Source organism: Pedobacter sp. AC464 (assembly GCF_979253075.1).
The window spans coordinates 744,952-770,894 of sequence record NZ_CEEDBV010000002.1 but is presented as its reverse complement, the minus strand read 5'-3'; the positions used below and the strand labels follow the sequence as shown (position 1 = coordinate 770,894).

Sequence of the window (25,943 nt, the reverse complement as noted above, 5' to 3'; positions counted from 1 at the left end):
AACCAAATATTATAATACTATGGCTGCAGCAATTACACGGGTTTTTGATCTTTTAAAATTTAGCCTTGAGCAACCTCAGCAAGAATTTATCAATGGTAAAATCGCTGGAAAATGGGTTAATTATTCAACCGAAGAGTTTTGCGATGCGGTAGATAATTTAAGTCGCGGGTTAATAAACCAGGGAATTGGTAAAGGTGCCCGTGTTGCGGTAATGTCGCACAACCGACCAGAGTGGAACATTGCAGATTTTGCAGCCAATCAAATAGGTGCCTATCAAATTCCGCTTTACCCAACCTTAGCTGATCATGATATTCAATTTATATTAAAAGATGCAGAAGTTGCCCTAATTTTTGTTGCGGATGAGGATTTATATAACAAAGTTAAGCCTAACATAGCGGCAGTAAATCCGGAAATAAAAATTTATTCATTTAGTGAGGTCGCTGGTGCGCAAAACTGGAAAACCCTTGTTGATGATGGTAAAGCGAGCACCCAAATCAACCTTGATGATTACAGGGAAAACGTTACGCCAGAAGATATTCTTACGCTAATATATACCTCGGGCACAACAGGGACACCCAAAGGGGTAATGCTTACGCATAATAACCTGGTTGCAAATTTTGAAAATTCTGCGGTTGTTATGCCCGAAGGCGTGAAGAAAGGGCTGAGCTTTCTTCCGCTATCACACATCTTTGAGCGGATGATCATTTATTTGTACCTGTTTAACCGCACTTCTGTTTATTATGCAGAAAGTATGGAAACCATTGTTGCAGACATTCAGCATGTAAAACCAAATTCATTTTCTACCGTGCCGCGTTTGCTTGAGAAGGTATACGATAAAATAATGGAAAAGGGTAAAGCTTTAACCGGTATAAAACGAGGCATCTTCTTCTGGTCGGTTTCATTAGCAGAAAAATATGCAACTGATGCGGGCAGTTGGTATAACTTTAAACTAAACATTGCCCGCAAACTCGTTTTTAAGAAATGGCAGGAAGCCTTAGGTGGAGAAATTGTCGTTATCGTTTCTGGTGGCGCAGCTTTGAATCCGCGTTTAGCGAGAATTTTTTGGGCTGCGGGTATGCCGGTTTTCGAGGGTTACGGACTTACAGAAACATCGCCTGTTATAACCGTTAACCACTTTGGCGGCACCATGTTCGGTTCGGTTGGTGAAGTTATAAAAGGTGTTGAAGTCAAAATTGCTCAGGATGGTGAAGTTCTAACAAGAGGTCATCAGGTGATGAAAGGCTACTATAACCGCCCTGATTTAACCGCCGAAGCCATTGATAAAGATGGTTGGTTCCACACGGGTGATATTGGCGAACTTGTTAATGACCGGTTTTTACGAATTACCGACAGGAAAAAGGAAATGTTTAAAACAGCGGGTGGGAAGTATATTGCTCCACAAATGCTCGAAAATAAGTACAAAGAATCGATTTTTATTGAACAAATAATGGTGCTGGGCGAAAACAGAAAGTTTCCGTCAGCATTAATTGTACCTAACTTTGAGACTCTGAAAACCTGGGCTGGAAGGAAGGGAATTAGCTTTACATCGAATGATGAAATAATTAAAAATGAGCAGGTTTTAGCGAAGTTTAATGAAGTGATAGAAGCTGCCAGTGTTGGTTTTGGTAAATGGGAACAGGTAAAAAGGTTCGCACTGCTGCCAAAAGAATGGAGTATTGATGGAGGCGAACTTACACCAAAACTAAGTTTGAAACGTAAGGTAATTACCGAGAAAAACAATAATTTAATTGACAAAATTTACAAGGATGCGGAAGACTACAAAGCACCAAATTAGTGCAATTCTTTTCAGCTGTGTTTTAGCAGCATCGGTTGCATCGGGCTGTGTTAGTGGTCAGTTAGGCAAAAACAACAGTGGTGAATATAAAAATGGAATGGTGGTATCCGCACATCCCGAATCGTCGGAAGTTGGTATCGCGATTTTAAAGAAGGGCGGCAACGCAGTTGATGCTGCAGTTGCGGTTCAGTTTGCTTTGGCAGTGGTATATCCAAACGCCGGCAACTTAGGCGGTGGTGGCTTCATGGTTTACCGATCTGCAAAAGGCGAAATTAATGCTTTAGATTTTCGTGAAAAGGCAGCCTCACTTGCCTCTAGAGACATGTATCTAGATTCTGCAGGAAATCCAATTGTTAACAAAAGCCTTTACGGCCATTTGGCTGTTGGTGTTCCGGGTTCGGTTGACGGAATGGTAGAAGCGCACAAAAAATACGGCAAATTAAGCTGGTCGGCAGTTGTTCAGCCAGCCATCGATTTGGCTGAAAATGGTTTCAGGCTAACTAAACAACAAGCTTCAGAATTAAACAGTCTCCATAGAAACTTTATGAAGTATAATCCTGACGGAGCTGCATTTATTAACCTGGAGAGTACATGGAAAGAGAATGATTTGTTGATTCAAAACGAGTTGGCCAATACCTTAAAGTTGATTCAGCAGAAGGGCAGGGCCGGTTTTTATGAAGGCGCTACTGCAGATGCTATCATTGCAGAAATGCAAAAAGGCAACGGTTTGATAACGAAGAACGATTTGCTAAACTACCACGCGATTTGGCGTAAGCCTGTTACCGGCGATTATCGTGGCTACAAAATTATAACAATGCCGCCAACATCAAGTGGTGGGATAGCTTTGATACAATTGCTGCAAAGTGTAGAACCTTTTCCATTAAAAAGATGGGGTCATAATGCAGATTCTACAGTTCAGGTTATGGTTGAGGCAGAAAGAAGGGTTTATGCTGATAGGGCTACTCATCTTGGCGATCCGGATTTTTATTCGGTACCAACAAACAAACTGCTCGATCGAAATTACAATAAGCAGCGCATGGCTAATTTTAAGTGGGATGCTGCAACCCCGAGCAGCACCGTTTTGGCTGGTACTTTTAGGGAAAATGAGCATGAAGAAACAACTCATTTCTCGATTGTAGATAGAGAAGGGAATGCAGTTTCCATAACCACCACGTTAAATGGCTCCTATGGGTCGCTAGTTGTGGTAAAAGGCGGCGGTTTTATCTTGAACAATGAAATGGATGATTTCTCGGTTAAACCGGGTGCACCTAATATGTACGGTTTGCTTGGTGGAGAAGCAAATGCAATTGCAGCAAATAAACGAATGCTTAGTTCGATGACACCAACTATTGTAGAAAAGAATGGCAATCTGTTTATGGTTGTTGGTACACCTGGAGGTTCTACAATTATAACGTCTGTTTTTCAAACCATTATAAACGTAATAGATTTTGAAATGCCCATGCAATCTGCCGTAGCTGCGAAGAAATTTCATCACCAATGGTTACCAGATGAAGTAACTGTAGAAAAAGATGCATTAGACAGCCTAACCACAGAGAAATTGAAGGCTAAAGGCTATAAAACTCAGTTTCGGGGCCCAATTGGTAGGGTTGATGCAATCCTTAAAACTAAGTGGAATACGTACCAGGGTGGGGCAGATCCACGTGGTGATGACAAGGCAATCGGGTATTAATACTTGAAAAATTTAAAATATTTTGCCTAAAATCCTTTTTTGGTATGACAGTTGTAAGAAGTCGGCGACGCTTATTAACGTTAAACTTAAAAATATGAAAGCAAATTTATTTAAATCACTTCCGGTAGTGCTAGCCGGATTATTTGCAGGTACTGCGGCATTGGCTCAGGATACTGCTCCAACAACTCAATTCAGAACATGGTCAATCGGTGTAAATGCTGGTGGCCTTACTCCACTTTCTCCTCTAGGTGGAAAAAACGATTTCAGTAATAACAAAACTAGTTTCGGTTACGGTTTATACGTGAAAAAACAATTAACAAACTATTTCTCTCTTCGTTTAGACGGAGTTATGGGTAAGTTAAAAGGTGATAACAGTGAGGCTTATGACAGTGGCTATATTAACAACAGTCCTGTTTCTGCTTTCGATACTAAACTTAATTATTCTGCCAGCTTAAGTGCAGTTGTAAATATGTTTAACATCGACATGTTTAGAAAAGAAAATGCAGTTCAATTATATGCTTCAGCAGGTGCTGGTTTAGCTGGTTACAAACCAACGATTACAACAGCTGCAGGTACATCGGCATACGCAGGTGATAAAACAATCAGTGAATTAATTATTCCTGTTGGCGTTGGCGCAAAATTTAAAGTGTCAGACGGTGTAAACATCGATTTAGGCTGGACAGTAAATTTTGTTGATGGTGATAACCTTGACGGATTATACAAAGGTGCTAGTAATGATAAATATAACTATGCTTATGCTGGTTTAGAATTTGCTTTAGGTAAAGGAAAACAATTGGCTTTCCACAATCCAGTTGCCGCTACTTATGATGAAGCTTTAGCAGCAAAAAATACAGCTAACGCATTAAAAGGCGATTTAGATGCACAAAAAGCTGAAAATGCAAGATTGCGTGCTGAAATGGCTGATTTGTTGAAAGATACTGATGGCGATGGTGTTGCAGATAAATTGGATAAATGTCCGGGTACTCCAGCTGGTACTGTAGTTGATGGTGCTGGTTGTCCTTTAAAAACTCCAGAAAAAGTTGTTGAGAAAGTAGTTGTAACGGAAGAAGATCGTAAAGTTGTAGCTGCGGCTATTAAAAACTTAGAATTCGATTTAAACAAAGCAACAATCCGTTCTAAATCTTATGCATCTTTAAACAGAGTTGCCGCTTTATTAGTACAGAAAAACTTTAGCTTAAAATTAGCAGGTCACACTGATAATACTGGTTCTGATGCTTTAAACTTACGTTTATCTAAAGCAAGAGCAGAATCTGTAAAAGCATACTTAGTTTCTCAAGGTGCAAATGCATCAAGAATTGAAGCTACAGGTTACGGTGAAGCTCAACCAATTGCAACAAATAAAACTGCAGCTGGTCGTCAACAAAACCGTCGTGTAGAGTTTACACTTTACTAGTAGATTTTAAAATATAAATACGAAGGCTCCTGATGCAAATCAGGAGCCTTTTTTTATTTAATTGATTTTACAACTTTTTTGATGTCGTTTAAATCATCCATCTCAAATTCTGGCGTTTGAAAATAAAACTTTTGATAAATGATTTTGTCATCCCTGCTATCATAGATGCTTATTATTTTATCTTTCGAACGGCGTGTGTAAACTAAATACTTAATGCCTTCAGTTTTATTCAAAATCAGACTATCTAATTCTTTAAAAGGCAAAAATTTCAACTTGTAATTATACTGTTCCTGTGCTGTGTTAGATGTTGGTAGTTTAATCCGCTGCAAGGAGAAAACCTCACGAACGTATTCCGGAACATATAGTGTTTCGGTCGCCAGTTTTGGTAACCTAACCTTATTGTAAAACTGGTAGTCTAATTCCCTGCTTTCCTGAGCGAGTAAGCCATCGTTTATTTGCTTAAGATAACCGGCTAACAAGCCTGGAGACCAGTTAATGAACTGCGCATTATTATAGAGGGAATTCAGCAACTCTTTCTTGATGCTTCTTCGCGCACCAGATTTATCACCAATTTCTTTTACAGTCTGCTCGGTATAAATATCCGGAAATAGTGTTACCATCGCGAAAATGCTTTCATCTCTTTGCTTCGGCTTGTCTGACGGGCTAATCAGTTTCAGCGTATAAACGACATTGGCATTTGTTATTGTATCTCTAGTTTCTGCGTAGGCATCAAAGTAGAAGAAAGAGTAGCGTTCCAATTTATCGTAAACCGCAAGTTCTTCCGGCCTGATAATTTTGTAAGGTGTAATTGTCCACGTTTTTTTTATGGCTTCGTCAAACTTAGCGAGTTCGCTATAGTCGCTATATGTAAGCGTAAATAAAGTTGTGGTGTTTTTTAAAATCTTTAATTTTTCGATGTTAGTCGCTTCATTTCCAAAATAAGATACCTGTGCTTTCAAAGTTGAAACCGACAATACCATTGCGCCAAGGAGCAATATTTTTTTCATTTCCCGCATATTTCGTGTTTTCATTTGTGTTGATCTATTATAGGAATCTTTTGACAATTATTTTGAATTTTCTACTTGCAATAACAAAATACATTCATTAGCTTTGTTATGCAAGCATAATAAAATTAACCAAATGAAGCAATTACAGACATTAGATTACCATGTTAAGTTTGCCTGGCAGAACATGTTTAATAAGTACAACCAAATGGCTTCTACTTTTGGTATTACCCAGGCTATTGGTTACATGCTTATAAATATTGATGATGTTGATGGAACGGCCGTTTCCAACCTTGCCGCCCTGCTTGGGGTTAAGGCGACAAGCTTATCTCGCATGTTAAACAACATGGAAGAAGCTAACCTTATCTACCGGGAAACATCTGTTGGCGATAAACGTTCTGTAAAAGTTTTCCTTACCGATTTTGGTAAAGAAAAGAAGCACCTGGCAAAGGGCGTAGTTCGAAAATTTAACGAGTATCTTGATGAACATTTTACCAAGAAAGAAAAGGAAACGTTCATTAATTTGTTGATAAAACTAAACGATATAACAGTTGCTTATACTGTTGATTAAACATTACCTGTAAATGAAACCTGCTTTGCCTGAGTTTAAAAAGGGCTCAATTTGAAGCAGGTTCCATCAGAACAAAATAAAAAACTATAGACTGATGAAACGAAGCATTAATAAAGTTGCTGTTTTAGGTTCGGGAATTATGGGGTCGCGTATTGCATGCCACTTCGCCAATATTGGTGTAGAGGTTTTGCTTTTAGATATTGCGCCAAAAGAACTGACACCCGAAGAGCAGGCAAAAGGATTAACTTTAGATAAGCCAGCGGTAAAAAACCGGATTGTAGATATGGCCTTACAAACGGCCGTTAAAACGAATCCATCTCCCGTTTATTCCAAAAAAGTATTAAACAAGATTAAAACGGGAAACTTTGATGATGATATGTCGAAGATTGCCGGTTTTGACTGGGTAATTGAGGTGGTTGTAGAAAACCTTGACATCAAGAAAAAAGTTTTCGAACAAGTTGAGCAATTTCGCAAACCCGGAACGTTAATTACTTCAAATACCTCTGGTATCCCGATTCATTTGATGGCCGAGGGAAGAAGTGAAGATTTTAAGGCTCATTTCTGTGGAACCCATTTTTTCAATCCTCCACGGTATTTAAAATTACTGGAAATTATTCCAACGCCTTATACCAAGCCTGAAATTGTTGATTTTCTGATGCATTATGGCGATAAATTTTTAGGTAAGACGACGGTTTTATGTAAAGATACACCTGCTTTTATTGCGAATCGCGTTGGGGTATATTCCATTATGGCTCTGTTGCATTTAGTAGAAAAGCTCGATTTAACCGTAGAAGAGGTAGATAAATTTACTGGTCCGGCTTTGGGCAGACCAAAATCGGCTACTTTTCGAACATCGGATGTGGTTGGTTTAGATACCATGATTAAAGTGGCTAAAGGACTTTATGACAATTGCCCCGATGACAAAGCGCACGAACTATTTAAGCTCCCGGAATATGTTAAAAAAATGGAGGAGCAAAAATGGCTCGGAGATAAAACTAAACAAGGTTTTTATAAGAAGACAAAAACTGCAGAAGGCAAGACAGAAATTCTGGCGCTCGATTTAAAAACGCTTGAATACAAACCTCAGCAAAAGGTTAAGTCGGCCACGCTGGAAATGACTAAGCCGGTAGAAAACCTTCGTGAGCGTATGAAGATTTTTGCTAAAGGAAAAGATAAAGCGGGCGAATTATTCCGTCACTCTTCTTTTGGCTTGTTTGAATATGTATCAGACAGGATTCCGGAAATTTCGGACGAATTGTACCGCATAGACGATGCAATGCGTGCTGGTTTCGGTTGGGAACTTGGGCCTTTTGAGCTTTGGGATGCCGTTGGTGTTAAAGAAGCAATTGAGGCCATGGAACAATATGGCAACAAAGCTGCGGCTTGGGTGCATGAAATGCTGGATGCCGGAAATACTTCCTTTTATAAAGTTGAGGCGGGCATTAAAAAGTACTATGATGTTGCATCTAAATCTTACAAGGCTTTGCCAGGTACGGATGAGTTTATCATTTTGGATAACATCCGCGAAAATAAAACCCTTTGGAAAAACTCCGGAGTTTCGATCATCGACTTGGGAGACGGAATTCTGAATGTTGAATTCCACACCAAAATGAATACGATTGGTGGTGATGTAATTTCTGGAATTAACAAAGCCATTGATATGGCCGAAAAAGATTACCGTGGTTTGGTAATTGGTAATGATGGCGCAAACTTTTCTGCCGGCGCAAACGTGGGGATGATTTTTATGATGGCAGTAGAGCAGGAGTGGGATGAATTGAACATGGCCATAAGAATGTTCCAAAATACTTCAATGCGAATTCGTTATTCGTCGATTCCGGTAGTTGTTGCACCGCACAACCTAACATTAGGCGGCGGTTGCGAATTTAGCTTGCATGCAGATCATGTTCAGCTTTCTGCAGAAACTTATATGGGTTTGGTTGAATTTGGTGTTGGTGTTATTCCGGGTGGCGGCGGAACAAAGGAGTTTGCGCTTAGGGCATCTGATGAATATAAGGATGACCAGATTGTGCAGAATGCATTAAAAGATCGCTTTTTAACCATTGGAATGGCGAAAGTTTCTACTTCCGGTTACGAGGCTTATGAGTTAGGTTATTTGCAAAAAGATAAGTTTTCGATTTCGATGAACCGCAATCGTTTACTGGCTGATGCTAAAGCAAAAGCGATTGAGCTGGCGGATGCAGGGTATACGAAACCAGTTCAGCGCACAGATATTAAAGTGCTGGGCAAACAAGGGTTGGGAATAGTGTATGCCGGAGCTAATAGCATGTATGCAGGTCATTTTATTTCTGAGCACGACAAAAAAATCTCTGAAAAACTTGGTTATGTAATGTGCGGTGGCGATTTATCATCGCCAACAGAAGTTAGTGAACAATACTTGCTGGATTTGGAAAGAGAAGCTTTTCTATCTCTTGCGGGCGAACGAAAATCATTAGAGAGAATTCAGTCGATTATAACCAAAGGAAAGCCGCTGAGGAATTAAGGTTGGTATCAAACTATGAGTATCAGAAATTGAATGCTTGAAAGCCTTGAGGGGGCAGAATGAGGTCTTTTGAAAACCGAGCCTATTTTGCTAAACCCGATAGAAGTGAAAATACTTTTTGCTGCAGATCTTGGACAAGCTCAAACTGACAATCATAAAAAGATTGTAACGAATAGCGGGACTAGTTAAACCGATGAAATTCAGGTTTTGCTTTTCTAATATTAATAAAAATAAAATATTGGCGATTTTCATGCTCAAGCCTGGTCTTGACATTTGATAATCGCAAACGAATACTAATAAGCTACTAGATACTAAATAAAATGGAAGCATATATTATAGCCGGATATCGCACAGCAGTGGGTAAAGCACCCCGAGGCGTATTCCGTTTTACGAGAGCCGATGACCTGGCTGCAGAAGTGATTAGAGCTTTGGTGGCATCGGTTCCGAATTTAGATAAAGAACAAATAGATGATGTAATTGTGGGGAATGCCACACCAGAGGCCGAACAGGGATTAAATATTGCCCGCATGGTTTCGCTGATGGGTTTGGATACTGACAAGGTTCCGGGTGTTACGGTAAATCGTTATTGTGCATCAGGTTTGGATACTATTGCCACGGCGGTTGCAAAAATTAAAGCCGGAATGGCCGATTGTATCATCGCTGGCGGGGTAGAGGTGATGAGCGGGATGCCGTTTGGCGGCTGGAAGCTTGTACCAAATGCAGAGGTTGCCAAAAATAACCCTGATTGGTATTGGGGAATGGGTTTAACGGCCGAAGCGGTAGCGAAAGAATACAATGTAAGTCGTGAAGACCAGGATGCATTTTCGTTAAAATCGCATGAAAAAGCGATTAATGCCATTAAAAACGGTCATTTGAAAGATGGTGTTTTGCCAATCACGGTAAACGAAAACTACCTTGATGAAAACATGAAAAAGAAGACCCGTTCTTATGTAGTTGATACAGATGAGGGGCCACGTGCAGATACGACATTAGAAAAACTAGCAAAATTAAAGCCTGTTTTTGACGCGGTTGGTAGCGTAACGGCGGGTAATTCATCGCAAACTTCAGACGGTGCAGCATTTGTTTTGGTGGTTTCTGAAAAGAAAATGAAAGAACTGAATGTTGAGCCAATTGCAAGGCTGGTGAGTTATGGAATTGCGGGTGTGCCACCGAGAATTATGGGTATTGGCCCAATTGAAGCTATTCCGAAAGCACTAAAGCAAGCCGGTTTAAAACAGGATGATATTAATTTAATTGAATTAAACGAGGCCTTTGCATCACAATCTTTAGCCATTATTAGAACATTGGATTTAAATCCGGATGTTATTAACGTAAACGGCGGTGCAATTGCATTGGGTCATCCGCTGGGTTGTACCGGAGCAAAACTTTCTGTGCAAATGATGAATGAGCTTAAAAGACAGAACAAAAAATACGGTATGGTAACCATGTGTGTAGGTACGGGGCAGGGAGCAGCCGGGATTTTTGAATTGTTTTAATTTAGTATCAAGATATGAGTATAAAGTATCAAGATGATAGCGATAGGTAAAAAAAAATCCTTCAAAAAATCATCCCAAATATTTTATTCAAATCTAAATACTAAAACAAGTGCACAATTTTAAAGATTTAAAAGTCTGGCAAAAGTCGATTGAACTAGCGGTTGAAGTTTATAAAGCAGCTTCATTTTTACCAAATGATGAAAAATATGGTTTGATTTCTCAAATGAAAAGATGTTGTGTTTCAATTCCTTCGAATATTGCAGAGGGTTCGGGTAGAGGAAGTAATGCTCAATTTAAACACTTTCTTACAATTAGCCAAGGTTCAGCTTTTGAGTTGGAAACACAATTAATTATTTCAAGTAGGCTTGAACTTTTAGATGACAGCCTTGCTGCTAATCTGATAGAAAAAACAACTGAGATTCAAAAAATGGTTTACTCTTTAGGTAAAAGCATTAACACCTAAAAAATATTAAAACTTAGAGATATCTAGTTTTCGAGCCCTGTCTTGATACTTGATACTCGCTACTAGATACTATAAAAATGGAAACAACTGAAAAAAAGACAATTAAAGGCGGCGAATTCTTAGTTAAAGAAACCGTTTACCAGGATGTATTCATCCCTGAGGAGTTTGATGAAGAGCAACAAATGATTGCACAAACTTGTCGCGATTTTCTGGAAGCCGAGGTTTATCCAAATTTAGATAAAATTGATAAACAGGAAGACCCGGAATTAATGCCAACGCTTTTAACCAAAGCGGGCGAACTGGGAATTCTTGGCGTGTCTGTGCCGGAAGAATATGGTGGCTTTGGTAAAAACTTTAATACTTCGATGCTTGTTGCCGATGTTGTTGGCGCCGGGCACTCTTTTGCGGTGGCGCTTTCGGCGCATACAGGAATCGGCACTTTGCCAATTCTTTATTATGGTAATGAGGAACAGAAAGCCAAATATATTCCAAAATTAGGTTCTGGAGAGTGGAAAGCGGCTTATTGCTTAACTGAACCAAATTCGGGTTCGGATGCTAACTCCGGAAAAACCAAAGCGAAGCTAAGTGAAGATGGTAAACATTACATCATCAACGGACAAAAAATGTGGATTACCAATGGTGGTTTTGCCGATATTTTTATTGTTTTCGCAAAAATTGATGATGATAAGAACTTAACTGCGTTTATTGTTGAGAAGGATTTCGGTGGCATCACTATGAATCCTGAAGAGCACAAAATGGGTATCAAAGGTTCATCTACCCGCCAGGTTTTCTTTAACGATTGCCCTGTTCCGGTTGAGAACATGTTGAGCGATAGAGAGAATGGATTTAAAATCGCGGTAAATATTTTAAACATTGGTCGTATTAAATTGTCGGCTGCGGCAGTTGGCGCATCAAAAGCAACGCTAAGTACAGCAATTAATTACTCGAACGAGCGTAGTCAGTTCGGTCGCCCGATTTCGAAATACGGCGCAATACGTTTCAAAATCGCAGAAATTGCATCAAAACTTTATGCTGTTGATGCGGCAAATTACCGTGCCGGACAAAATATTGATGATACCTACGACCAGCTGGTTGCCGGCGGAATGGAATCTGGAAAGGCAAGACTAAAATCTGTTGAGCAATTTGCTGTTGAATGTGCTATTTTAAAAGTCTGGGGTTCTGAGGCTTTAGATTATACTGTTGATGAAGGGGTGCAGATTTATGGTGGAATGGGTTTTAGCGCCGATGCACCAATGGATAGGGCTTATCGCGATGCCCGTATCAACAGAATTTTTGAAGGAACAAATGAAATTAATCGTTTGTTAACCGTTGATATGATGTTGAAGCGAGCAATGAAAGGTGAGCTCGATTTAATGACACCCGCCACGGCTGTCGCAGCAGAATTAATGAGTATCCCTGATTTCGGTGAAAAAGACGATACACTATTTGCAGCGGAGAAAAAAGTTTTGGCTAATTTAAAGAAAGCTACATTAATGGTTGCCGGTGCTGCGGTGCAGAAACTGATGATGACCTTGAGCAAAGAGCAGGAAATTTTAATGAATATTGCGGACATGGCTGGTTATGTTTATGTGTTCGAATCTGCATTGTTAAGAACTGAAAAATTAGTAGCTACAAAAGGTGAGGCTGCAACATCAGGCCAATTGGATTTATTAAGAATTTACATGGTTGAGGCTGTTGACGGTATTGCAAAAGCAGGTAAAGAAGCACTTTGGGCCTTTGCCGAAGGTGATGAGCAAAGGATGATGTTGGTTGGTTTGCGAAGATTTACCAAAGTTGAACCGTTTAATGTTAAAGATGCCCGCCAAAGGGTTGCGCAGCAACTTATTGAGGCGAACAAGTATATTTTCTAAGTTATTGTTTATGTTGTAAGTTAAGGTTTAGATGTTGATGATTCGACGGCGGCAGATTAAATTTAGCGGTTGATAATATTAACTCGCAATCCCTAACTTACAACTATTAACGTGAATGTTAAATTTGGTTAAAAATTGTAGCATCCATATTAAAAGCTTATTTTTGCGGACTATGATTAAGATTAAGCACTTTTTATTGTTGGTTAGCATCGTTGCGTGCTTTGCTGCATGTAAAAAACTTGAAACAAATGATGGCAATTATGATGCAGTTGCGCAATTTAAGGCAGACACAACCGCAATCAGAGCTTTTGTTAAAGCGAATAATATCCCGGTTCTTAAAAATGAACAGTATGGGGTATTCTATCAAATCATTGCACCTGGAAGTGGCAACTTAGTATACAATGCTTCAACAGGTATCAATGTAGATTACGAAGGCCGGCTTTTATCAGGAACTGTTTTTGATTCTTCAAACGGCACTCCCGTATCATTTACTTTAGGGAATTTAATTCCCGGGTGGCAAATTGGAATTCCATATATTCAAAAAGGAGGTAAAATCAGGTTACTGATACCATCTTATTATGCTTATGGTAACGTTACAAAAACTGGCCCTCAAGCGGTACTCCCTGCAAATTCGCCTCTCGATTTTACCATCACACTTTACAATGCTACCAATTAATGAATAACACATTAAAATTTATTTTCTGCAGCTTTTTATTAGTTTCAGTTGTATTTGCTTCTTGCAAAAAGGAAGAAAACAGTGATAAACAGATTACCGATTTTATTCAAAAGAATAATATTAGTGCCGTTAAACATTCGTCAGGACTATATTATCAAATTATAAAGCCAGGTTCAGGTTCTTTTGGCTATCCGGCAAATACTCAAATCACAATAAAATACGAAGGTAGATTGTTAGATGGAACTGTAATTGATAACGGTGGTGGAAAAGAGAATACTCTTGCTTTAAATCAACTAATAGAAGGTTGGAAAATTGGTATCCCGCTTATTCAAAAAGGCGGCGAAATCAGGTTAATTATTCCGCCTAATTTGGCTTACGGCAGTCAGGCAACCGGGCCTGTACCTGCAAACTCTGTTTTAGATTTTACGATACAATTAATAAACGTACAATAATTAATGAAGAACTTTACAAAACTTAGCCTGTTAACCGTTTTATTGGCTGCCCTGATGTTTATTTCCTGTAAAAAGGAGTATGATTCCAGCCAAACGATAGATGACGGCAAGATCGCGAGCTACATTCAAAAAAATAATTTGAGCAGCGTTATGGTGCAGGACCCGGAGAAAACTGGCTTTTATTATCAGGTTTTAACTGCCGGAACCGGCGATACGTTCAAGAATACAGATTCGGTTTTGTATAACATTAACATCAAATCTTTGGAAGATGGTACTGGCTATCTGCAAACTCCTGTTACGGGAAATTTGGCAAACTATGTTGGATATTCAAACTCATTTTACTGGCCAGATTTGTCAAAAACGAAGTATGATATTCCTGCGATTAGAGCTGCTATTTCTGCATTAAAGCCAGGTGGCACGGCCAGAATTTTGTTGCCATCTTATCTGGCATTTGGAAAAAACGGTGCTGGAAATGTTCCGTCCAATACGGTACTGGATGTTACAGTTACTACATATCCATTTAAAAAGCAAGCGCTTTTGGATGACGATAGAATCACAAAATTTTTAGCTGCCAAAGGGTTAACGAGCTCTGCTATTAAAGATCAATCAGGTATTTATTATATTGTTAATACCTTAGGTACAGGCACTGCATTTGCAGATAAGGAGACAAGTAGTGCTGTAATTAATTATACAGGTCGGATACTAAATGGAACCGTATTTCAATCACTTTCTGACGGATCTTTCTCAACAGGATTTGCAACAGCAAGCCAATTAATTGACGGTTGGAAAGTAATTATTCCAAAGTTCCCAGCAGGTACAAAATTAAGGATGATTATTCCTTCAAGATTGGCCTATGCGCAACGTGGATTAGATGCAATCATAGTACCAAATAGTGATTTGGATTTCGATATCCAAATTGTAAGCGTTACAAACTAAGACAGGGCTTCCTTAAAAACTTTAAGCACTCTTTCACGTGCGAATGTATGCTCAACTATTGGTTGGGCATATTTTTTTGTACCAAATTCCGGTACCCATTTTTTTATGTAGGCAAATTTTGGGTCAAATCTTTTAGTTTGCAGCTCAGGGTTAAAAACCCTAAAATACGGCGCCGCGTCATTGCCTGACCCTGCAGCCCATTGCCATCCACCTACATTACTTGCCATTTCGTAGTCCAGTAACTTTGCAGCAAAATAGGTTTCACCCCAACGCCAATCTATTAAAAGGTGTTTAGATAAGAAACTTGCAACAACCATTCTTACCCGATTGTGCATCCAGCCGGTTTCACTTAGCTGGCGCATACCGGCATCAACCAGCGGGTAACCTGTTTCACCTTTACACCAGGCTTTAAACTCCTCTTCATTGTTGCGCCACTTAATTTTGTCGTACTGTTTTTTGAATGAATCAAAAGCAGCGTAAGGAAAGTGCCAGAGTATCGTCATGTAGAATTCACGCCAGGCTAGCTCCGATAACCAAACGTTTGATTTAGCATCAATGGCGTCTTGCACAGCTTTCCTGATGCTCAATGTTCCAAATCGTAAATGTAAGCCAATATGTGTTGTACCATCTAAAGCAGGATAATCGCGTTCTTTTGCATACTCGACCAGCTTGGTTTTATAAGTTAGTTTTGGGAAATCGAGCTTGCTTTTTTCAAAACCCATTTCTTTCAGCGTTGGAAAGGAAATCTTCTTAGTTTGAAACAGGTTTTTAATGTATTTTTTGGTTGGATAAGGCTTGGTGTAGAAATCATTTAGCTTCGCTTGCCACTGTCTGTAAAAGGGCGTAAAAACAGTGTAAGGCGTTTTATCCGATTTTAAGATTTCACCTTTCTCAAAGATAACCTGGTCTTTAAAAGTTTTAAAGGCAATGTTTTCACTGTTTAGAAATTCGAACATATTATCGTCACGCTCGCGGGCATATGGTTCGTAATCATGATTTGTGTAAACTTCTTTAACTTCATATTCTTTTAAAACCTCTTGCCAAACTTCTTCAGGTTTGCCATATTTAATTAACACATCCGAACCCTTGGCTTGAAGGTCCTGTTTAATAGAAGCGAGTGTTTCATAAATAAAGGTTACTCTCGCATCGTCTTCCGAAAGCTTATCCAAAATATTTTTGTCGAAAATAAATAATGGAAGAACAGGATGTTTGCCTTTTAAAGCGTGATAGAATGCGGCATTATCTTCCAAACGTAAATCCCGCCGAAACCAGAAAATACTTATACCTAAATCTTCTGATGAGGACGTTGAATCGTTGTCGCTTGCGTGATTTTGCATATATTTTATCTTGCCTTTTCAGGTTTGCCTTTAGGACTTTCTATCAGTATTGGGACTGTAAATATCTTTTAATGCCTCTTCAAGGTTTGTAAATGTAAATTTAAAACCAGCATCTAAAAGCTTTTGTGCAGAAGTATTATTGCTCATTAAAACGGCCTCAACTCTTTCTCCAAGTAATAATTCGATGGCCGCTTTAGGCACTTTCATTGGCCAGAAAGGACGATGCAGTTGCTTTGCAATCGCTTTTGTTAAAGTTTTATTGGTTACCGGGAAAGGTGCGCAGGCATTGTAGCAACCCTCCATTTGTATATTTTCGACAGCTTCGACATACATATTTACCATGTCGGTAAGGTGCAGCCAGGGCGTCCATTGTTTGCCCGTGCCAATAGCCGAGCCGGCAAACAAGCGAACAGGCAAATCCAGCTGCGGCAAGGCGCCGCCATCTTTGCTTAAAACAATTCCGGTACGGAGCTTTACAATCCTTAAGCTTAGTTTCTTGCCTTCATCCACGGCTTGTTCCCAAAGCTTACAGCATTCAGCTAAAAATCCGAAACCATTCGGACTATCTTCTGTCAGAATTTCATCGCCACAATCACCATAAAACCCTACTGCAGAGGCTGAAACAAACGACTTTATTTTGTGGTTTTCAGATTTTTTGATGGCTTCAAAAAGTAATTTGGCAGATTTTACGCGACTATCGATAATTTGTTTTTTGCGTTCGGCGGTCCATTTTTTATCAGCTACAGGCTCACCAGCCAAATGAATGATTGCATCAACGCCATTTAACGCGGCAACATCTATTTGTTGATTATCCACATCCCAACGAAATGCGTTTTTGCCTTCAGGTTTTCGGGATAGGGTATTAACCTCATATCCAATGCCTAGCAGTCTTTTCTTAAGTGCTGAACCCACTAAACCCGTTGCTCCTGTAATAAGAATTTTTTTAGCCATCTTTTAGAAACAACAAAGATACGAAAGGGTTTTTTTTAAAGGTTAAAGGTTAAAGGTTAAAGGTTAAAGGTTAAAGGTTAAAAGTTAAAGTTTAAAGGTTAGGTTGAGACTTTCCCAACCCTTAACCTTTGTTCTGAGTATCCAATTATAATCCTGCAATTATTTTACTTTTTGGTGCTTTCACAGAATAGCTCAGTTTCAAAGTTTTAGTCTCATTTGGTGCAATCTTCAACTTCCACGAAAGCATACCTGTTTCTTTATTTACTTCAGCACCGCTGCTCTCCAACAATTCGATTTCGATATCGCTTTCAGTTGACAACGGATATTGGTCTTTTAAATACACTTCTATAGCTTCTTTCTTCGTATTTCTTATTTTTATCAAATAGGTGAACAGTTGCTTTTTGTTACTTCCAATAAATTTGGTGCTGCTAAAATCTTCCTGTTTCTCTTTCGTAATAATTATTTTTTTATCTCGTCCCAAACTTAAGCTCATCGTATCTTGTATGCTGGCTGGGTTTATATAAGATTTGCCGGTGTAAGCGCCCTCAAATATTATATTCGCCTCTCCTGCCTGGAGGTTTAATTTTTCCCAGTTAATTACATCAGCCAATAAATATGCATCGTTGCTTAATTTTGGAGTGGCAAAATACCTGTAATTTGCAGGTACCTGATATTCCTTAAATGCCACCGTATGTGGTTTGTTATCGCTGTTTATATCATAAGGGATGTCGATTTCGAAAGTCACGCCGAGTTGTGTTTCGTTTATCGAGGTATATTCATTAACAGTCGAAACCTTTGCCACGCTCATTGCCTTCCGATTCACTTTTCCATAGCCAACAGCCACAACATCATTAAGGGCTTGCTCATCATTTAAAACAGGTGAGGCCATTCCTCTGATTTGAATGCCAGATATTTTTCCAGCTAACGCTTGCGGCACAGGATTGAAGGCAGACACAAACCATGGATTTAAGTTTGGTGCGGTAATGTTATAATTTGGGTTTCCTGTAGATAGTGAAAGCTTGACTTTTTTCCAGTCTAAACCTGTGCTTTGTACAATTGCAGCTTTGTAAACAATTGCCAAAGGATTGGAAGTATTAATTGCCTTAACATCATAACTTGCCAGCCAACTTGCACTCGGTGTAACGTAAGAAACATTGTAGTTGGCTTCAGTATTTTCTTTGGTCATTAATTGTAAAACCAGTTGCCCTAATTGCTGACTTGGATTATTCTTCAACTCAGCAATTTGTTGCTGCAGTGCGGTTAGTCTGTTATTCTGTTTCTCTTCGATTAAATTTAAGGCGGCAATTGCATTTCTGGTTTCTGCGTTTTTAGTTCGATAATATTCGGTGAGTTTAGCCAGTTCAGTAACATTGGTTCCGCTGGCTGTTCCGCCAGATTTTCGGTTCTCATCTAAAAGCTGTAACGTTTGTTCTTCAATCGTTTTCGCATTTTTGGTTTTTGTCAGTTCTGCTGAAACAGTTTTCAAACTGTCGTTTAGTTTTTTAATTTCAGGGTTCGCAGCATCGGTATTAAGGAAATCCCGGTTAAATTGTACTGCCAAAATAGTAACCCCCTGTGATACACCAACCTGAATTGAATTTTCATTAATTCTGCCAGAAATGTTATTTATCACAATTTCTGAAGTTCCTGCCGGTAAATTTACCTTTCCCTTGTGGCTCAGTTGTGCGCCGTTGTTATAAACCGTTACGCTTTCCAAAATGGCTTTTGTTTTAATTTGTTGTTGTGCAAATACGCTCAGCGGAAATAGCAAACTAATCAGCAGTTTTCTCATTATTTTTTCTTATTATGTATATTGATTTATCTATGAATAGATGATAACCGAGATCATTTTCCATAATAAGTTTACAAATTGTTGGTCGTTTGTAAATATTAGCCCCGTTTTTGTTCCTGAAAAAAAAATAAGATAAATTTGTTAATCGTTCTTAACACCCTTTTTCCATAAAAAAGATGTCAAAAAAAATTCTTGTTTGGTTTAGAAACGACCTTCGTTTGCATGATAATGAAATGCTGGTCGAGGCGATTGCTAAATCGGATTCTATTTTGCCCGTTTACATCATCGATCCGAGATTTTTCGGTCCGACTAAGTACGGCACCTTAAAAACAGGAAGCATCAGGGCGCAGTTTACTTTAGAAAGCATTGCTGCGCTGCGGAATTCATTAAAACAAATTGGCGGCAATCTTTTGGTAGCCGAGGGAAAACCTGAAGAAATTATACCCGTTCTTGTTCAGGAATATGAAATTAATGAGGTTTATCACCATAGGGAAGTAGCCGAAGAAGAAACCCAGATTTCAAGTTCGGTTGAGAACGGGCTTTGGAAGTTACGGGTAAACCTAAAACATTTTATAGGCCACACCCTTTACAACAAAGAGGATTTGCCTTTTCCGATAAAAGATATCCCTGATGCATTTAATCAATTCAAAAAGAAAATTGAACGTGATGCAATCATCAAGCCCTGCTTTTTAGCTCCAGATAGAATCAACGTTGCTGAAGTTATCGATTGGGGTAATATTCCTTTGCTTGCAGATTTAAACTTGGCACTTCAGGAAAAAGACACCCGTTCCGATTTTGAATTTATCGGTGGCGAAGCTGAAGGAATCAGTACTTTGCAGAAGGTTATTATCGCTATGCAGCAGGCGGCAACAACTAAAAATCTGATATTGGCCTCGAAGCTTTCTGCCTGGTTGGCAATGGGCTGTTTATCTCCGCGTAAGGTGTATTGGGAGATAAGAAAGATGGAAGGCATGCCAAATACCAAGGCAATGTTTAACCACGTTTTATTGGGTTTGCTTTGGAGAGATTACTTCCGTTTTATGTTTAAAAAATACGGCAATACTTTTTTTAAGCCTGATGGCTTTGGTAGTCAGGGTATTACCGATGAAGCCAATACGGACGAGAATTTTAATAGCTGGAAGAATGGACAAACCGGTTTTGCCATTGTAGATGCTGTTATGAACGAGCTTAACCAAACCGGATACATTTCAAATATTGCACGCCAAACGGCAGCTTTATACCTGATAAATAATTTAGAGGTGACCTGGGTTTTAGGTGCCGCGTATTTTGAGGAAAAGCTTATTGATTATAACCCTGCAAGCAATTGGGGAAACTGGGCGAATATTGCCGGCGTTGGTAATGACCAAAAATCAAAAAGCGTTTTTGATTTAGATAAAAACATTAAAAATCTGGATCCAAAAGGCAGTTATGCTTTAACCTGGGCTTCCTAAAAAACGATGGAATGATTAAGTTTTGAATACTTAGATTAACTTAATATTCTCTCAATCTTACATTCAAAATTCAATCATTTGTAAATAATACTTCCATACTTTAATAAATCTCATTTTAATCGAGTTTTTTAGCATTTATATAAGGTAAAATTCTAATTTTGTAAGGCTTATAGTAAACATTAAATAATGGGTAGTTTATCTTATCTTAGCGGCGAAAACGCCGAATATATAGATTCTTTATATCAGTCGTATCAGCAAGATCCTGAATCAGTTGAGTTTGGTTGGCAGAAATTTTTTGAAGGTTTTGATTTTGGAAGAGGTTCCGAAACGCCTGCAACAAATGCTGAAACTCCTGAGCAATTTTTAAAAGAGGTTAGTGTTTTAAATTTAATAGATGGTTACCGCAGTCGTGGTCATTTGTTTACGCACACTAATCCTGTTCGTGAAAGACGCAAACATTTGCCAACTTTAGATCTTGCAAATTTTGGCTTATCTGATGCAGATTTAGAAACCGTTTTTAATTCTGGCGTTGAGATCGGCATTGGCGCAGCAAAATTGAAAGATATCGTTGCTTTTCTAAAGCAAACCTATGCAAGCTCAATTGGAGCTGAATATAAATTTTTGCGTACACCGGAAGTGTTGAACTGGATTCAGCAAAAAATGGAAAGTGCCCGCAATACGCCTAATTTTTCCATCGATGAGAAAAAACGAATACTTAGAAAATTAAATGAAGCGGTGAGCTTTGAGAATTTTTTGGGTACCAAGTTTTTGGGTCAGAAACGTTTTTCTTTAGAAGGCGCAGAGGCTTTAATTCCTGCATTAGATTCGGTAATTGAAAAAGGAGCCGATTTAGGCATTGAAGAATTTGTTATCGGGATGGCCCATCGTGGCCGCTTAAATGTGCTTGCCAACATTATGCAAAAAACCTACAAAGATATTTTTGCAGAATTTGAGGGTAAAAGTTACAACCCGGAAACTCCATTCGGAGGCGATGTAAAATATCACTTAGGTTACTCAACCGATGTAACCACGGTTGCTGGTAAAAGTGTTCACTTAAGCCTTTGCCCAAACCCATCTCACTTAGAAACTGTTGACGGTGTAGTTGAAGGCATGAGCCGTTCCAAAATTGATTTCAAATATGGCGGCGACAATAGTCGTTTAGCACCAATTTTAATTCATGGCGACGCATCGGTTGCTGGGCAGGGCATTGTTTACGAAGTAATTCAAATGGCAGGGCTGGAAGGTTATAAAACCGGAGGAACTATACATTTGGTAATTAACAATCAAATCGGTTTTACCACCAACTATAAAGATGCACGTACAAGCACTTACTGTACAGACATTGCAAAAGTAACATTATCGCCGGTTTTCCACGTAAATGGCGATGACCCTGAAGCGTTGGTTTATGCTATTAATTTAGCAATGGAATACCGCCAGAAATATAAAAACGACGTTTTTATTGATATTTTATGTTACCGCCGTTTCGGGCACAACGAATCTGATGAACCAAAATTCACACAGCCTTTGTTGTACAAAACGATTGAAAAACACCCTAATCCAAGGGAAATTTATATAGACCAATTAACGAAAGAAGGTAAGTTAGAGGCTGGCCTGGCAAAAGAACTTGAAAAAGATTTTCGTGGTATTTTGCAGGAACGCTTAAATGAAGCCAAAGAATATGTTGCGGGTAATGCGGAGGTTAAATTCGGCGGCGCCTGGGCAGATTTGCGTATGGCTACTCCAAAAGATTTCGAAACTTCTCCGGTAACGGCCGTAAAAAAATCTACTTTATTAGAAATTGGTAAACGCATTACCACTTTACCATCAAATAAAAAGTTCTTCAAAAAAATCGAGAAATTGTTTGCTGAGCGTACTAAGATGGTTAATGAAACAAACGTTTTCGACTGGGCAATGGGCGAGCAGCTGGCTTATGGTACTTTATTATCAGAAGGCAAACGTGTTCGTTTAAGTGGCCAGGATGTAGAGCGTGGCACCTTTTCTCACCGCCATGCGGTACTAACTTTAGAGGATAGCGAGGAAGAGTACGTGCCTTTAGCCAATATTTCAGACCAGCAGGCAACATTTGATATCTACAATTCGCATTTATCAGAATACGGTGTTTTAGGTTTTGAATATGGTTATGCAATGGCAAACCCTAATGCTTTAACCATCTGGGAAGCTCAGTTTGGCGATTTCTTTAATGGAGCGCAGATTGTTGTTGACCAGTATATCGCAAGTGCTGAAACAAAATGGCAACGTGAAAATGGCTTGGTAATGTTATTGCCTCATGGCTATGAAGGGCAGGGGCCAGAACATTCTTCGGCCCGTATTGAGCGCTTTATGGAGCTTTGTGCAGATTACAATATGCAGGTTGCAAATTGTACTACACCCGCTAACTTTTTCCACGTTTTACGCCGCCAGTTCAAACGCGATTTCCGTAAGCCGTTAATCGTTTTCACACCAAAAAGTTTATTACGCCACCCAGCCTGTGTTTCAAAACTTGAAGAATTTACCGAAGGTGGATTTAAAGAGGTTATAGACGATGTAAACGTTAAGGTTGGAGATGTTACGCGGATTGTTTTCTGTAGCGGTAAAATTTATTACGAATTGTTGGAGAAACAACAGGCAGATGCGGTGAAACATGTTGCAATAGTGCGTGTTGAACAACTATATCCAACACCTGTTGACCAAATGGAAGCCATAAAAGCGAAATATAAAAATGCTAAAGAGGTTTTCTGGGTGCAGGAAGAGCCAGAAAACATGGGCGCATGGCCATATCTTTTCCGGAAGTTGTATAAAACAGGCTTAAAAGGCATTGATGTAATTTCAAGAAAAGAAAGTAGCAGTACTGCAACTGGTTTTGCTAAACAACATGCTAACCAACAGGCATACATTTTGGCTAAAGCGCTTGAAGTTGCTGTTAAAACCGAAGAAGTAAAAGAGGCGACCAAAAAAGCTACAAAAAAATTGGCGGAAGCCGATTAAGGATAGTATCCGACAAACGAATTCCGATGTTAAAGTCTATTTGACATTGGAATTTGATTATGGAACATTGGCAATAAAACAGAAATTAGAAGCTAGTAAAGACATATATTAAACATTATGAGTTTAGAAATAAAAGTTCCACCAGTTGGTGAGTCGATAACGGAAGTTGTTTTATCACAATGGTTAAAAAAAGACGGCGATGTGGTTGAAATGGATGAAGTTATTGCTGAATTAGAATCAGACAAGGCTACATTCGAATTAACTGCAGAACAGGCAGGAACTTTAAAAACCATAGCTGCTGAAGGTGATACTTTAGCAATTGGTGCAGTTGTTTGTAAAATTGAAGATGGTGGCGCAGCGCCTGCTAAAGCTGAAGCACCGAAAGCAGCGGAACAAGCAGCCGTTGTTGAAGAAAAAACCTCGGCTCCGGTTGCTGAAAAAGCATCTGGAGATAGCTATGCTACAGGAACTCCGTCTCCGGCGGCTGGAAAAATTCTTGCTGAAAAAGGGATAGATGCCGCTGCTATAAAAGGTACCGGTATTGATGGGCGTATAACTAAAGATGACGCTGTAAAAGCAGATGCTGGAAGCGTTAAGGCAGAAATGCCTAAAGCTGCTCCGGTTGCTGCTAGTGTGCCTGCGGGCCCACGCTCTGAGCGTCGTGAGAAAATGTCTCCATTGCGTAAAACAGTTGCTAAAAGACTTGTTGCTGTTAAAAATGAAACAGCGATGTTAACCACATTTAACGAGGTTAACATGAAGCCGATCATGGATTTACGTGCGAAGTATAAAGATTCATTTAAAGAAAAACACGGCGTTGGTTTAGGTTTTATGAGTTTCTTTACAAAGGCTGTTACTGAGGCGCTAAAAGATTTCCCTGCGGTAAACGCTCGTATAGATGGCGAGGAGATTGTTTACAACAATTTTGCTGATGTTTCGATCGCTGTTTCAGCACCAAAAGGTTTGGTTGTTCCTGTAATTCGTAATGCAGAAAGCATGAGTCTGGCTGAAATTGAAAAATCTGTTATGGCACTTGCCTTGAAAGCCCGCGATGGTAAATTAACCATTGAGGAAATGACTGGCGGAACCTTCACAATAACGAATGGAGGTGTTTTTGGTTCAATGATGTCTACACCAATTATCAATGCACCACAATCGGCTATTTTAGGTATGCACAACATTATTGAGCGCCCTGTTGCTGAAAAAGGTGAAGTTGTAATTCGTCCGATGATGTATGTTGCTTTATCATATGATCACAGGATTATTGACGGGCGTGAGTCTGTTGGATTCCTTGTTCGTGTTAAGCAATTGTTAGAAGACCCGGCAAGATTATTATTAGGCGTGTAAGCGTCATTATCATAAAGTATTTAAGCCTCAGCTAATAGTTGAGGCTTTTTTTTTGAGGGTGCTTTCGTAAATGATATGTAAGCAAAGCGAACCGATGTGAAAATTTGCTCATCAACACTCCAGGATTTCTTCTACCGCTCGAAATGACGGTATTCTGTTATATATTTGGGGCATGAAATTAACTTTCAATCTTAAATTCCTCTTCATTTTCATAGCAATATTTATTGTTGAAATATTAATTGCGAAATATTTGCACGACGCTTACATCCGCCCGTTTGGTGGTGATGTTTTGGTCGTCGTTTTGATTTATGCCTTTCTCAGGATATTTCTAAAAACAAATTATACAAAGCTAGCCTTAGGCGTTTTGATTTTCTCTTTTCTTATTGAGATTTTGCAAGCTTTCCATTATGTAAATTGGTTGGGTTTGCAACATAACAGGTTCTGGAGCATCGTCCTAGGCACTTATTTCAGTGTGTACGATTTGCTTGCTTATTTTGTAGGTTATTTGCTCTGCCTGTTGTTTAAGAAATAGAATCAGCGGGTTAATATTTTTTTTCTCAAGTAATCGCATACCTAAGGTTACTATGCTAATTATACATCCAGTTCCAGCATTGCCTTATAGGCATCTCCTTTCAGCGCCAATAATTCAGCAAAAGCAGGCTCTGTTTTAAATCCCCGATTTTTTAGTGCTATTATTTTTTGCCTGAAATCTTCGCCTTTGTCAATCAGTATTTTGTATTCAGTAAGCATATGTCGATAAGCATCCTGTTTTTCCACGGGAATGTTTTGACCAAAAATTTCAATTTCAAAACCACCAATAACAAATTTAGCTTTTAGCGCACAAAGATTTTTGACCTCAGAAATTAGAAAGTTTTGCTCATCCTGAAAGTGATTAATTAAAATTTTTTTGAAATCTTCGCTGTGCTGAACATAACAAATGATGTCTAAATCGCTCGTATCAATATCTATTTCAATCGGAATGGTACCCACTAAAATTGGTTGAAAGTCGGCCAGTTTCTCTAAAATTCGATTGGAAGTTAAAACCTGAAAAGCATTTCTTTGCTTCTCATTTCCGGATTTTAAGTAAGATATGTCGAGGAAGTTTATCATTTGTAATTGATATTTTGCTGTATCATCTTGTTGCCGAAAAATTTAAAACTGTTCTGTGGTGTTCAACGCCGGTTTATTGCTGTTATTGCCGTTTTAGCTTGC

General features: G+C 39.0%; 20 protein-coding genes. 15 read left to right on the top strand and 5 right to left on the bottom strand.

All coding sequences use genetic code 11. The features are described 5' to 3' along the window. Positions 1–19: 19 nt before the first annotated feature. From AC0IWT_RS14090 to AC0IWT_RS14080, 3 genes are all read left to right on the top strand, one after another. Positions 20–1,795, top strand: coding sequence for an AMP-dependent synthetase/ligase (locus AC0IWT_RS14090; protein WP_471797638.1), 1,776 nt, complete (start codon positions 20–22; stop codon positions 1,793–1,795). Then, on the top strand, positions 1,767–3,485 hold the full coding sequence (gene ggt / locus AC0IWT_RS14085) for a gamma-glutamyltransferase (RefSeq protein WP_471797637.1): 1,719 nt from the start codon (positions 1,767–1,769) through the stop codon (positions 3,483–3,485). Before AC0IWT_RS14090 ends, ggt begins: the two co-directional genes overlap by 29 nt. Positions 3,486–3,579: 94 nt before the next feature. Further along, positions 3,580–4,899, top strand: coding sequence for a DUF6089 family protein (locus AC0IWT_RS14080; protein WP_471797636.1), 1,320 nt, complete (start codon positions 3,580–3,582; stop codon positions 4,897–4,899). Positions 4,900–4,952: 53 nt separating this feature from the next. Here AC0IWT_RS14080 and AC0IWT_RS14075 read toward each other — a convergent pair whose 3' ends face one another. Further along, positions 4,953–5,906 (bottom strand): hypothetical protein, encoded by a 954-nt coding sequence (locus tag AC0IWT_RS14075; protein WP_471797635.1) that lies wholly within the window; start codon positions 5,904–5,906, stop codon positions 4,953–4,955. Between the two features lie 133 nt (positions 5,907–6,039). On the opposite strand from AC0IWT_RS14075, the gene AC0IWT_RS14070 reads away from it, so the two are divergent. The 8 genes from AC0IWT_RS14070 (at position 6,040) to AC0IWT_RS14035 (ending at position 14,868) form a co-directional block, all read left to right on the top strand. Next, positions 6,040–6,474 (top strand): MarR family winged helix-turn-helix transcriptional regulator, encoded by a 435-nt coding sequence (locus tag AC0IWT_RS14070; protein ID WP_056869649.1) that lies wholly within the window; start codon positions 6,040–6,042, stop codon positions 6,472–6,474. 94 nt (positions 6,475–6,568) lie between these two features. After that, complete coding sequence (locus AC0IWT_RS14065) at positions 6,569–8,974, top strand: 3-hydroxyacyl-CoA dehydrogenase NAD-binding domain-containing protein (protein WP_471797634.1); 2,406 nt, start codon at positions 6,569–6,571, stop codon at positions 8,972–8,974. A 320-nt stretch (positions 8,975–9,294) separates the two neighbouring features. Continuing rightward, entirely contained in the window at positions 9,295–10,470 is a 1,176-nt protein-coding gene (locus AC0IWT_RS14060; RefSeq protein WP_471797633.1) for an acetyl-CoA C-acyltransferase, read from the top strand. Positions 10,471–10,579: 109 nt separating this feature from the next. Continuing rightward, on the top strand, positions 10,580–10,933 hold the full coding sequence (locus AC0IWT_RS14055) for a four helix bundle protein (protein WP_056869652.1): 354 nt from the start codon (positions 10,580–10,582) through the stop codon (positions 10,931–10,933). A 77-nt stretch (positions 10,934–11,010) separates the two neighbouring features. Continuing rightward, a complete protein-coding gene (locus tag AC0IWT_RS14050) occupies positions 11,011–12,804 on the top strand; it encodes an acyl-CoA dehydrogenase family protein (RefSeq protein WP_471797632.1) in 1,794 nt (597 codons plus the stop codon). Between the two features lie 172 nt (positions 12,805–12,976). Continuing rightward, the gene (locus AC0IWT_RS14045) at positions 12,977–13,480 is read left to right on the top strand and encodes an FKBP-type peptidyl-prolyl cis-trans isomerase (RefSeq protein ID WP_471797631.1); all 504 of its coding nucleotides are present in this window, start codon (positions 12,977–12,979) and stop codon (positions 13,478–13,480) included. Beyond that, on the top strand, positions 13,480–13,932 hold the full coding sequence (locus AC0IWT_RS14040; protein WP_471797630.1) for an FKBP-type peptidyl-prolyl cis-trans isomerase: 453 nt from the start codon (positions 13,480–13,482) through the stop codon (positions 13,930–13,932). Before AC0IWT_RS14045 ends, AC0IWT_RS14040 begins: the two co-directional genes overlap by 1 nt. A 3-nt stretch (positions 13,933–13,935) precedes the next feature. Continuing rightward, positions 13,936–14,868 (top strand): FKBP-type peptidyl-prolyl cis-trans isomerase, encoded by a 933-nt coding sequence (locus tag AC0IWT_RS14035; protein ID WP_471797629.1) that lies wholly within the window; start codon positions 13,936–13,938, stop codon positions 14,866–14,868. On the opposite strand, the gene AC0IWT_RS14030 is transcribed toward AC0IWT_RS14035, so the two are convergent. The 3 genes from AC0IWT_RS14030 to AC0IWT_RS14020 form a co-directional block, all read right to left on the bottom strand. Further along, positions 14,865–16,205 carry a cryptochrome/photolyase family protein gene (locus tag AC0IWT_RS14030; RefSeq protein ID WP_471797628.1) on the bottom strand — a complete coding sequence of 447 codons (1,341 nt, stop codon included), beginning with the start codon at positions 16,203–16,205 and terminating at the stop codon, positions 14,865–14,867. The genes AC0IWT_RS14035 and AC0IWT_RS14030 overlap by 4 nt on opposite strands. A 30-nt stretch (positions 16,206–16,235) precedes the next feature. Then, on the bottom strand, positions 16,236–17,156 hold the full coding sequence (locus AC0IWT_RS14025) for a TIGR01777 family oxidoreductase (RefSeq protein ID WP_471797627.1): 921 nt from the start codon (positions 17,154–17,156) through the stop codon (positions 16,236–16,238). Between the two features lie 145 nt (positions 17,157–17,301). Beyond that, positions 17,302–18,948, bottom strand: a complete 1,647-nt coding sequence (locus tag AC0IWT_RS14020; RefSeq protein WP_471797626.1) for a DUF4139 domain-containing protein — start codon at positions 18,946–18,948, stop codon at positions 17,302–17,304. 176 nt (positions 18,949–19,124) lie between these two features. Between AC0IWT_RS14020 and AC0IWT_RS14015 the strand changes: the two genes are divergently transcribed. From AC0IWT_RS14015 to AC0IWT_RS14000, 4 genes are all read left to right on the top strand, one after another. Further along, a complete protein-coding gene (locus AC0IWT_RS14015; RefSeq protein ID WP_471797625.1) occupies positions 19,125–20,399 on the top strand; it encodes a DASH family cryptochrome in 1,275 nt (424 codons plus the stop codon). 186 nt (positions 20,400–20,585) lie between these two features. After that, complete coding sequence (locus tag AC0IWT_RS14010) at positions 20,586–23,384, top strand: 2-oxoglutarate dehydrogenase E1 component (protein ID WP_471797624.1); 2,799 nt, start codon at positions 20,586–20,588, stop codon at positions 23,382–23,384. A 117-nt stretch (positions 23,385–23,501) separates the two neighbouring features. Continuing rightward, positions 23,502–24,731, top strand: a complete 1,230-nt coding sequence (gene odhB / locus AC0IWT_RS14005) for a 2-oxoglutarate dehydrogenase complex dihydrolipoyllysine-residue succinyltransferase (protein WP_471797623.1) — start codon at positions 23,502–23,504, stop codon at positions 24,729–24,731. Positions 24,732–24,903: 172 nt separating this feature from the next. Then, on the top strand, positions 24,904–25,263 hold the full coding sequence (locus AC0IWT_RS14000) for a ribosomal maturation YjgA family protein (protein ID WP_471797622.1): 360 nt from the start codon (positions 24,904–24,906) through the stop codon (positions 25,261–25,263). Between the two features lie 59 nt (positions 25,264–25,322). Here AC0IWT_RS14000 and AC0IWT_RS13995 read toward each other — a convergent pair whose 3' ends face one another. Further along, positions 25,323–25,841, bottom strand: a complete 519-nt coding sequence (locus tag AC0IWT_RS13995; protein ID WP_471797621.1) for a DUF4269 domain-containing protein — start codon at positions 25,839–25,841, stop codon at positions 25,323–25,325. Positions 25,842–25,943: the final 102 nt, after the last annotated feature.

What these genes read in the sequence shown, in the direction of transcription:
- AC0IWT_RS14060 (WP_471797633.1), top strand. Translation starts at nt 9,295, where the DNA reads ATGGAAGCATATATTATAGCCGGATATCGCACAGCAGTGGGTAAAGCA.
- AC0IWT_RS14000 (WP_471797622.1), top strand. Translation starts at nt 24,904, where the DNA reads ATGAAATTAACTTTCAATCTTAAATTCCTCTTCATTTTCATAGCAATA.
- AC0IWT_RS14065 (WP_471797634.1), top strand. Translation starts at nt 6,569, where the DNA reads ATGAAACGAAGCATTAATAAAGTTGCTGTTTTAGGTTCGGGAATTATG.
- ggt (WP_471797637.1), top strand. Translation starts at nt 1,767, where the DNA reads ATGCGGAAGACTACAAAGCACCAAATTAGTGCAATTCTTTTCAGCTGT.
- AC0IWT_RS14070 (WP_056869649.1), top strand. Translation starts at nt 6,040, where the DNA reads ATGAAGCAATTACAGACATTAGATTACCATGTTAAGTTTGCCTGGCAG.
- AC0IWT_RS14035 (WP_471797629.1), top strand. Translation starts at nt 13,936, where the DNA reads ATGAAGAACTTTACAAAACTTAGCCTGTTAACCGTTTTATTGGCTGCC.
- AC0IWT_RS14015 (WP_471797625.1), top strand. Translation starts at nt 19,125, where the DNA reads ATGTCAAAAAAAATTCTTGTTTGGTTTAGAAACGACCTTCGTTTGCAT.
- AC0IWT_RS14030 (WP_471797628.1), bottom strand. Translation starts at nt 16,205, where the DNA reads ATGCAAAATCACGCAAGCGACAACGATTCAACGTCCTCATCAGAAGAT.
- AC0IWT_RS13995 (WP_471797621.1), bottom strand. Translation starts at nt 25,841, where the DNA reads ATGATAAACTTCCTCGACATATCTTACTTAAAATCCGGAAATGAGAAG.
- AC0IWT_RS14050 (WP_471797632.1), top strand. Translation starts at nt 11,011, where the DNA reads ATGGAAACAACTGAAAAAAAGACAATTAAAGGCGGCGAATTCTTAGTT.
- AC0IWT_RS14080 (WP_471797636.1), top strand. Translation starts at nt 3,580, where the DNA reads ATGAAAGCAAATTTATTTAAATCACTTCCGGTAGTGCTAGCCGGATTA.
- AC0IWT_RS14075 (WP_471797635.1), bottom strand. Translation starts at nt 5,906, where the DNA reads ATGAAAAAAATATTGCTCCTTGGCGCAATGGTATTGTCGGTTTCAACT.
- AC0IWT_RS14040 (WP_471797630.1), top strand. Translation starts at nt 13,480, where the DNA reads ATGAATAACACATTAAAATTTATTTTCTGCAGCTTTTTATTAGTTTCA.
- AC0IWT_RS14025 (WP_471797627.1), bottom strand. Translation starts at nt 17,156, where the DNA reads ATGGCTAAAAAAATTCTTATTACAGGAGCAACGGGTTTAGTGGGTTCA.
- AC0IWT_RS14020 (WP_471797626.1), bottom strand. Translation starts at nt 18,948, where the DNA reads ATGAGAAAACTGCTGATTAGTTTGCTATTTCCGCTGAGCGTATTTGCA.
- odhB (WP_471797623.1), top strand. Translation starts at nt 23,502, where the DNA reads ATGAGTTTAGAAATAAAAGTTCCACCAGTTGGTGAGTCGATAACGGAA.
- AC0IWT_RS14090 (WP_471797638.1), top strand. Translation starts at nt 20, where the DNA reads ATGGCTGCAGCAATTACACGGGTTTTTGATCTTTTAAAATTTAGCCTT.
- AC0IWT_RS14045 (WP_471797631.1), top strand. Translation starts at nt 12,977, where the DNA reads ATGATTAAGATTAAGCACTTTTTATTGTTGGTTAGCATCGTTGCGTGC.
- AC0IWT_RS14010 (WP_471797624.1), top strand. Translation starts at nt 20,586, where the DNA reads ATGGGTAGTTTATCTTATCTTAGCGGCGAAAACGCCGAATATATAGAT.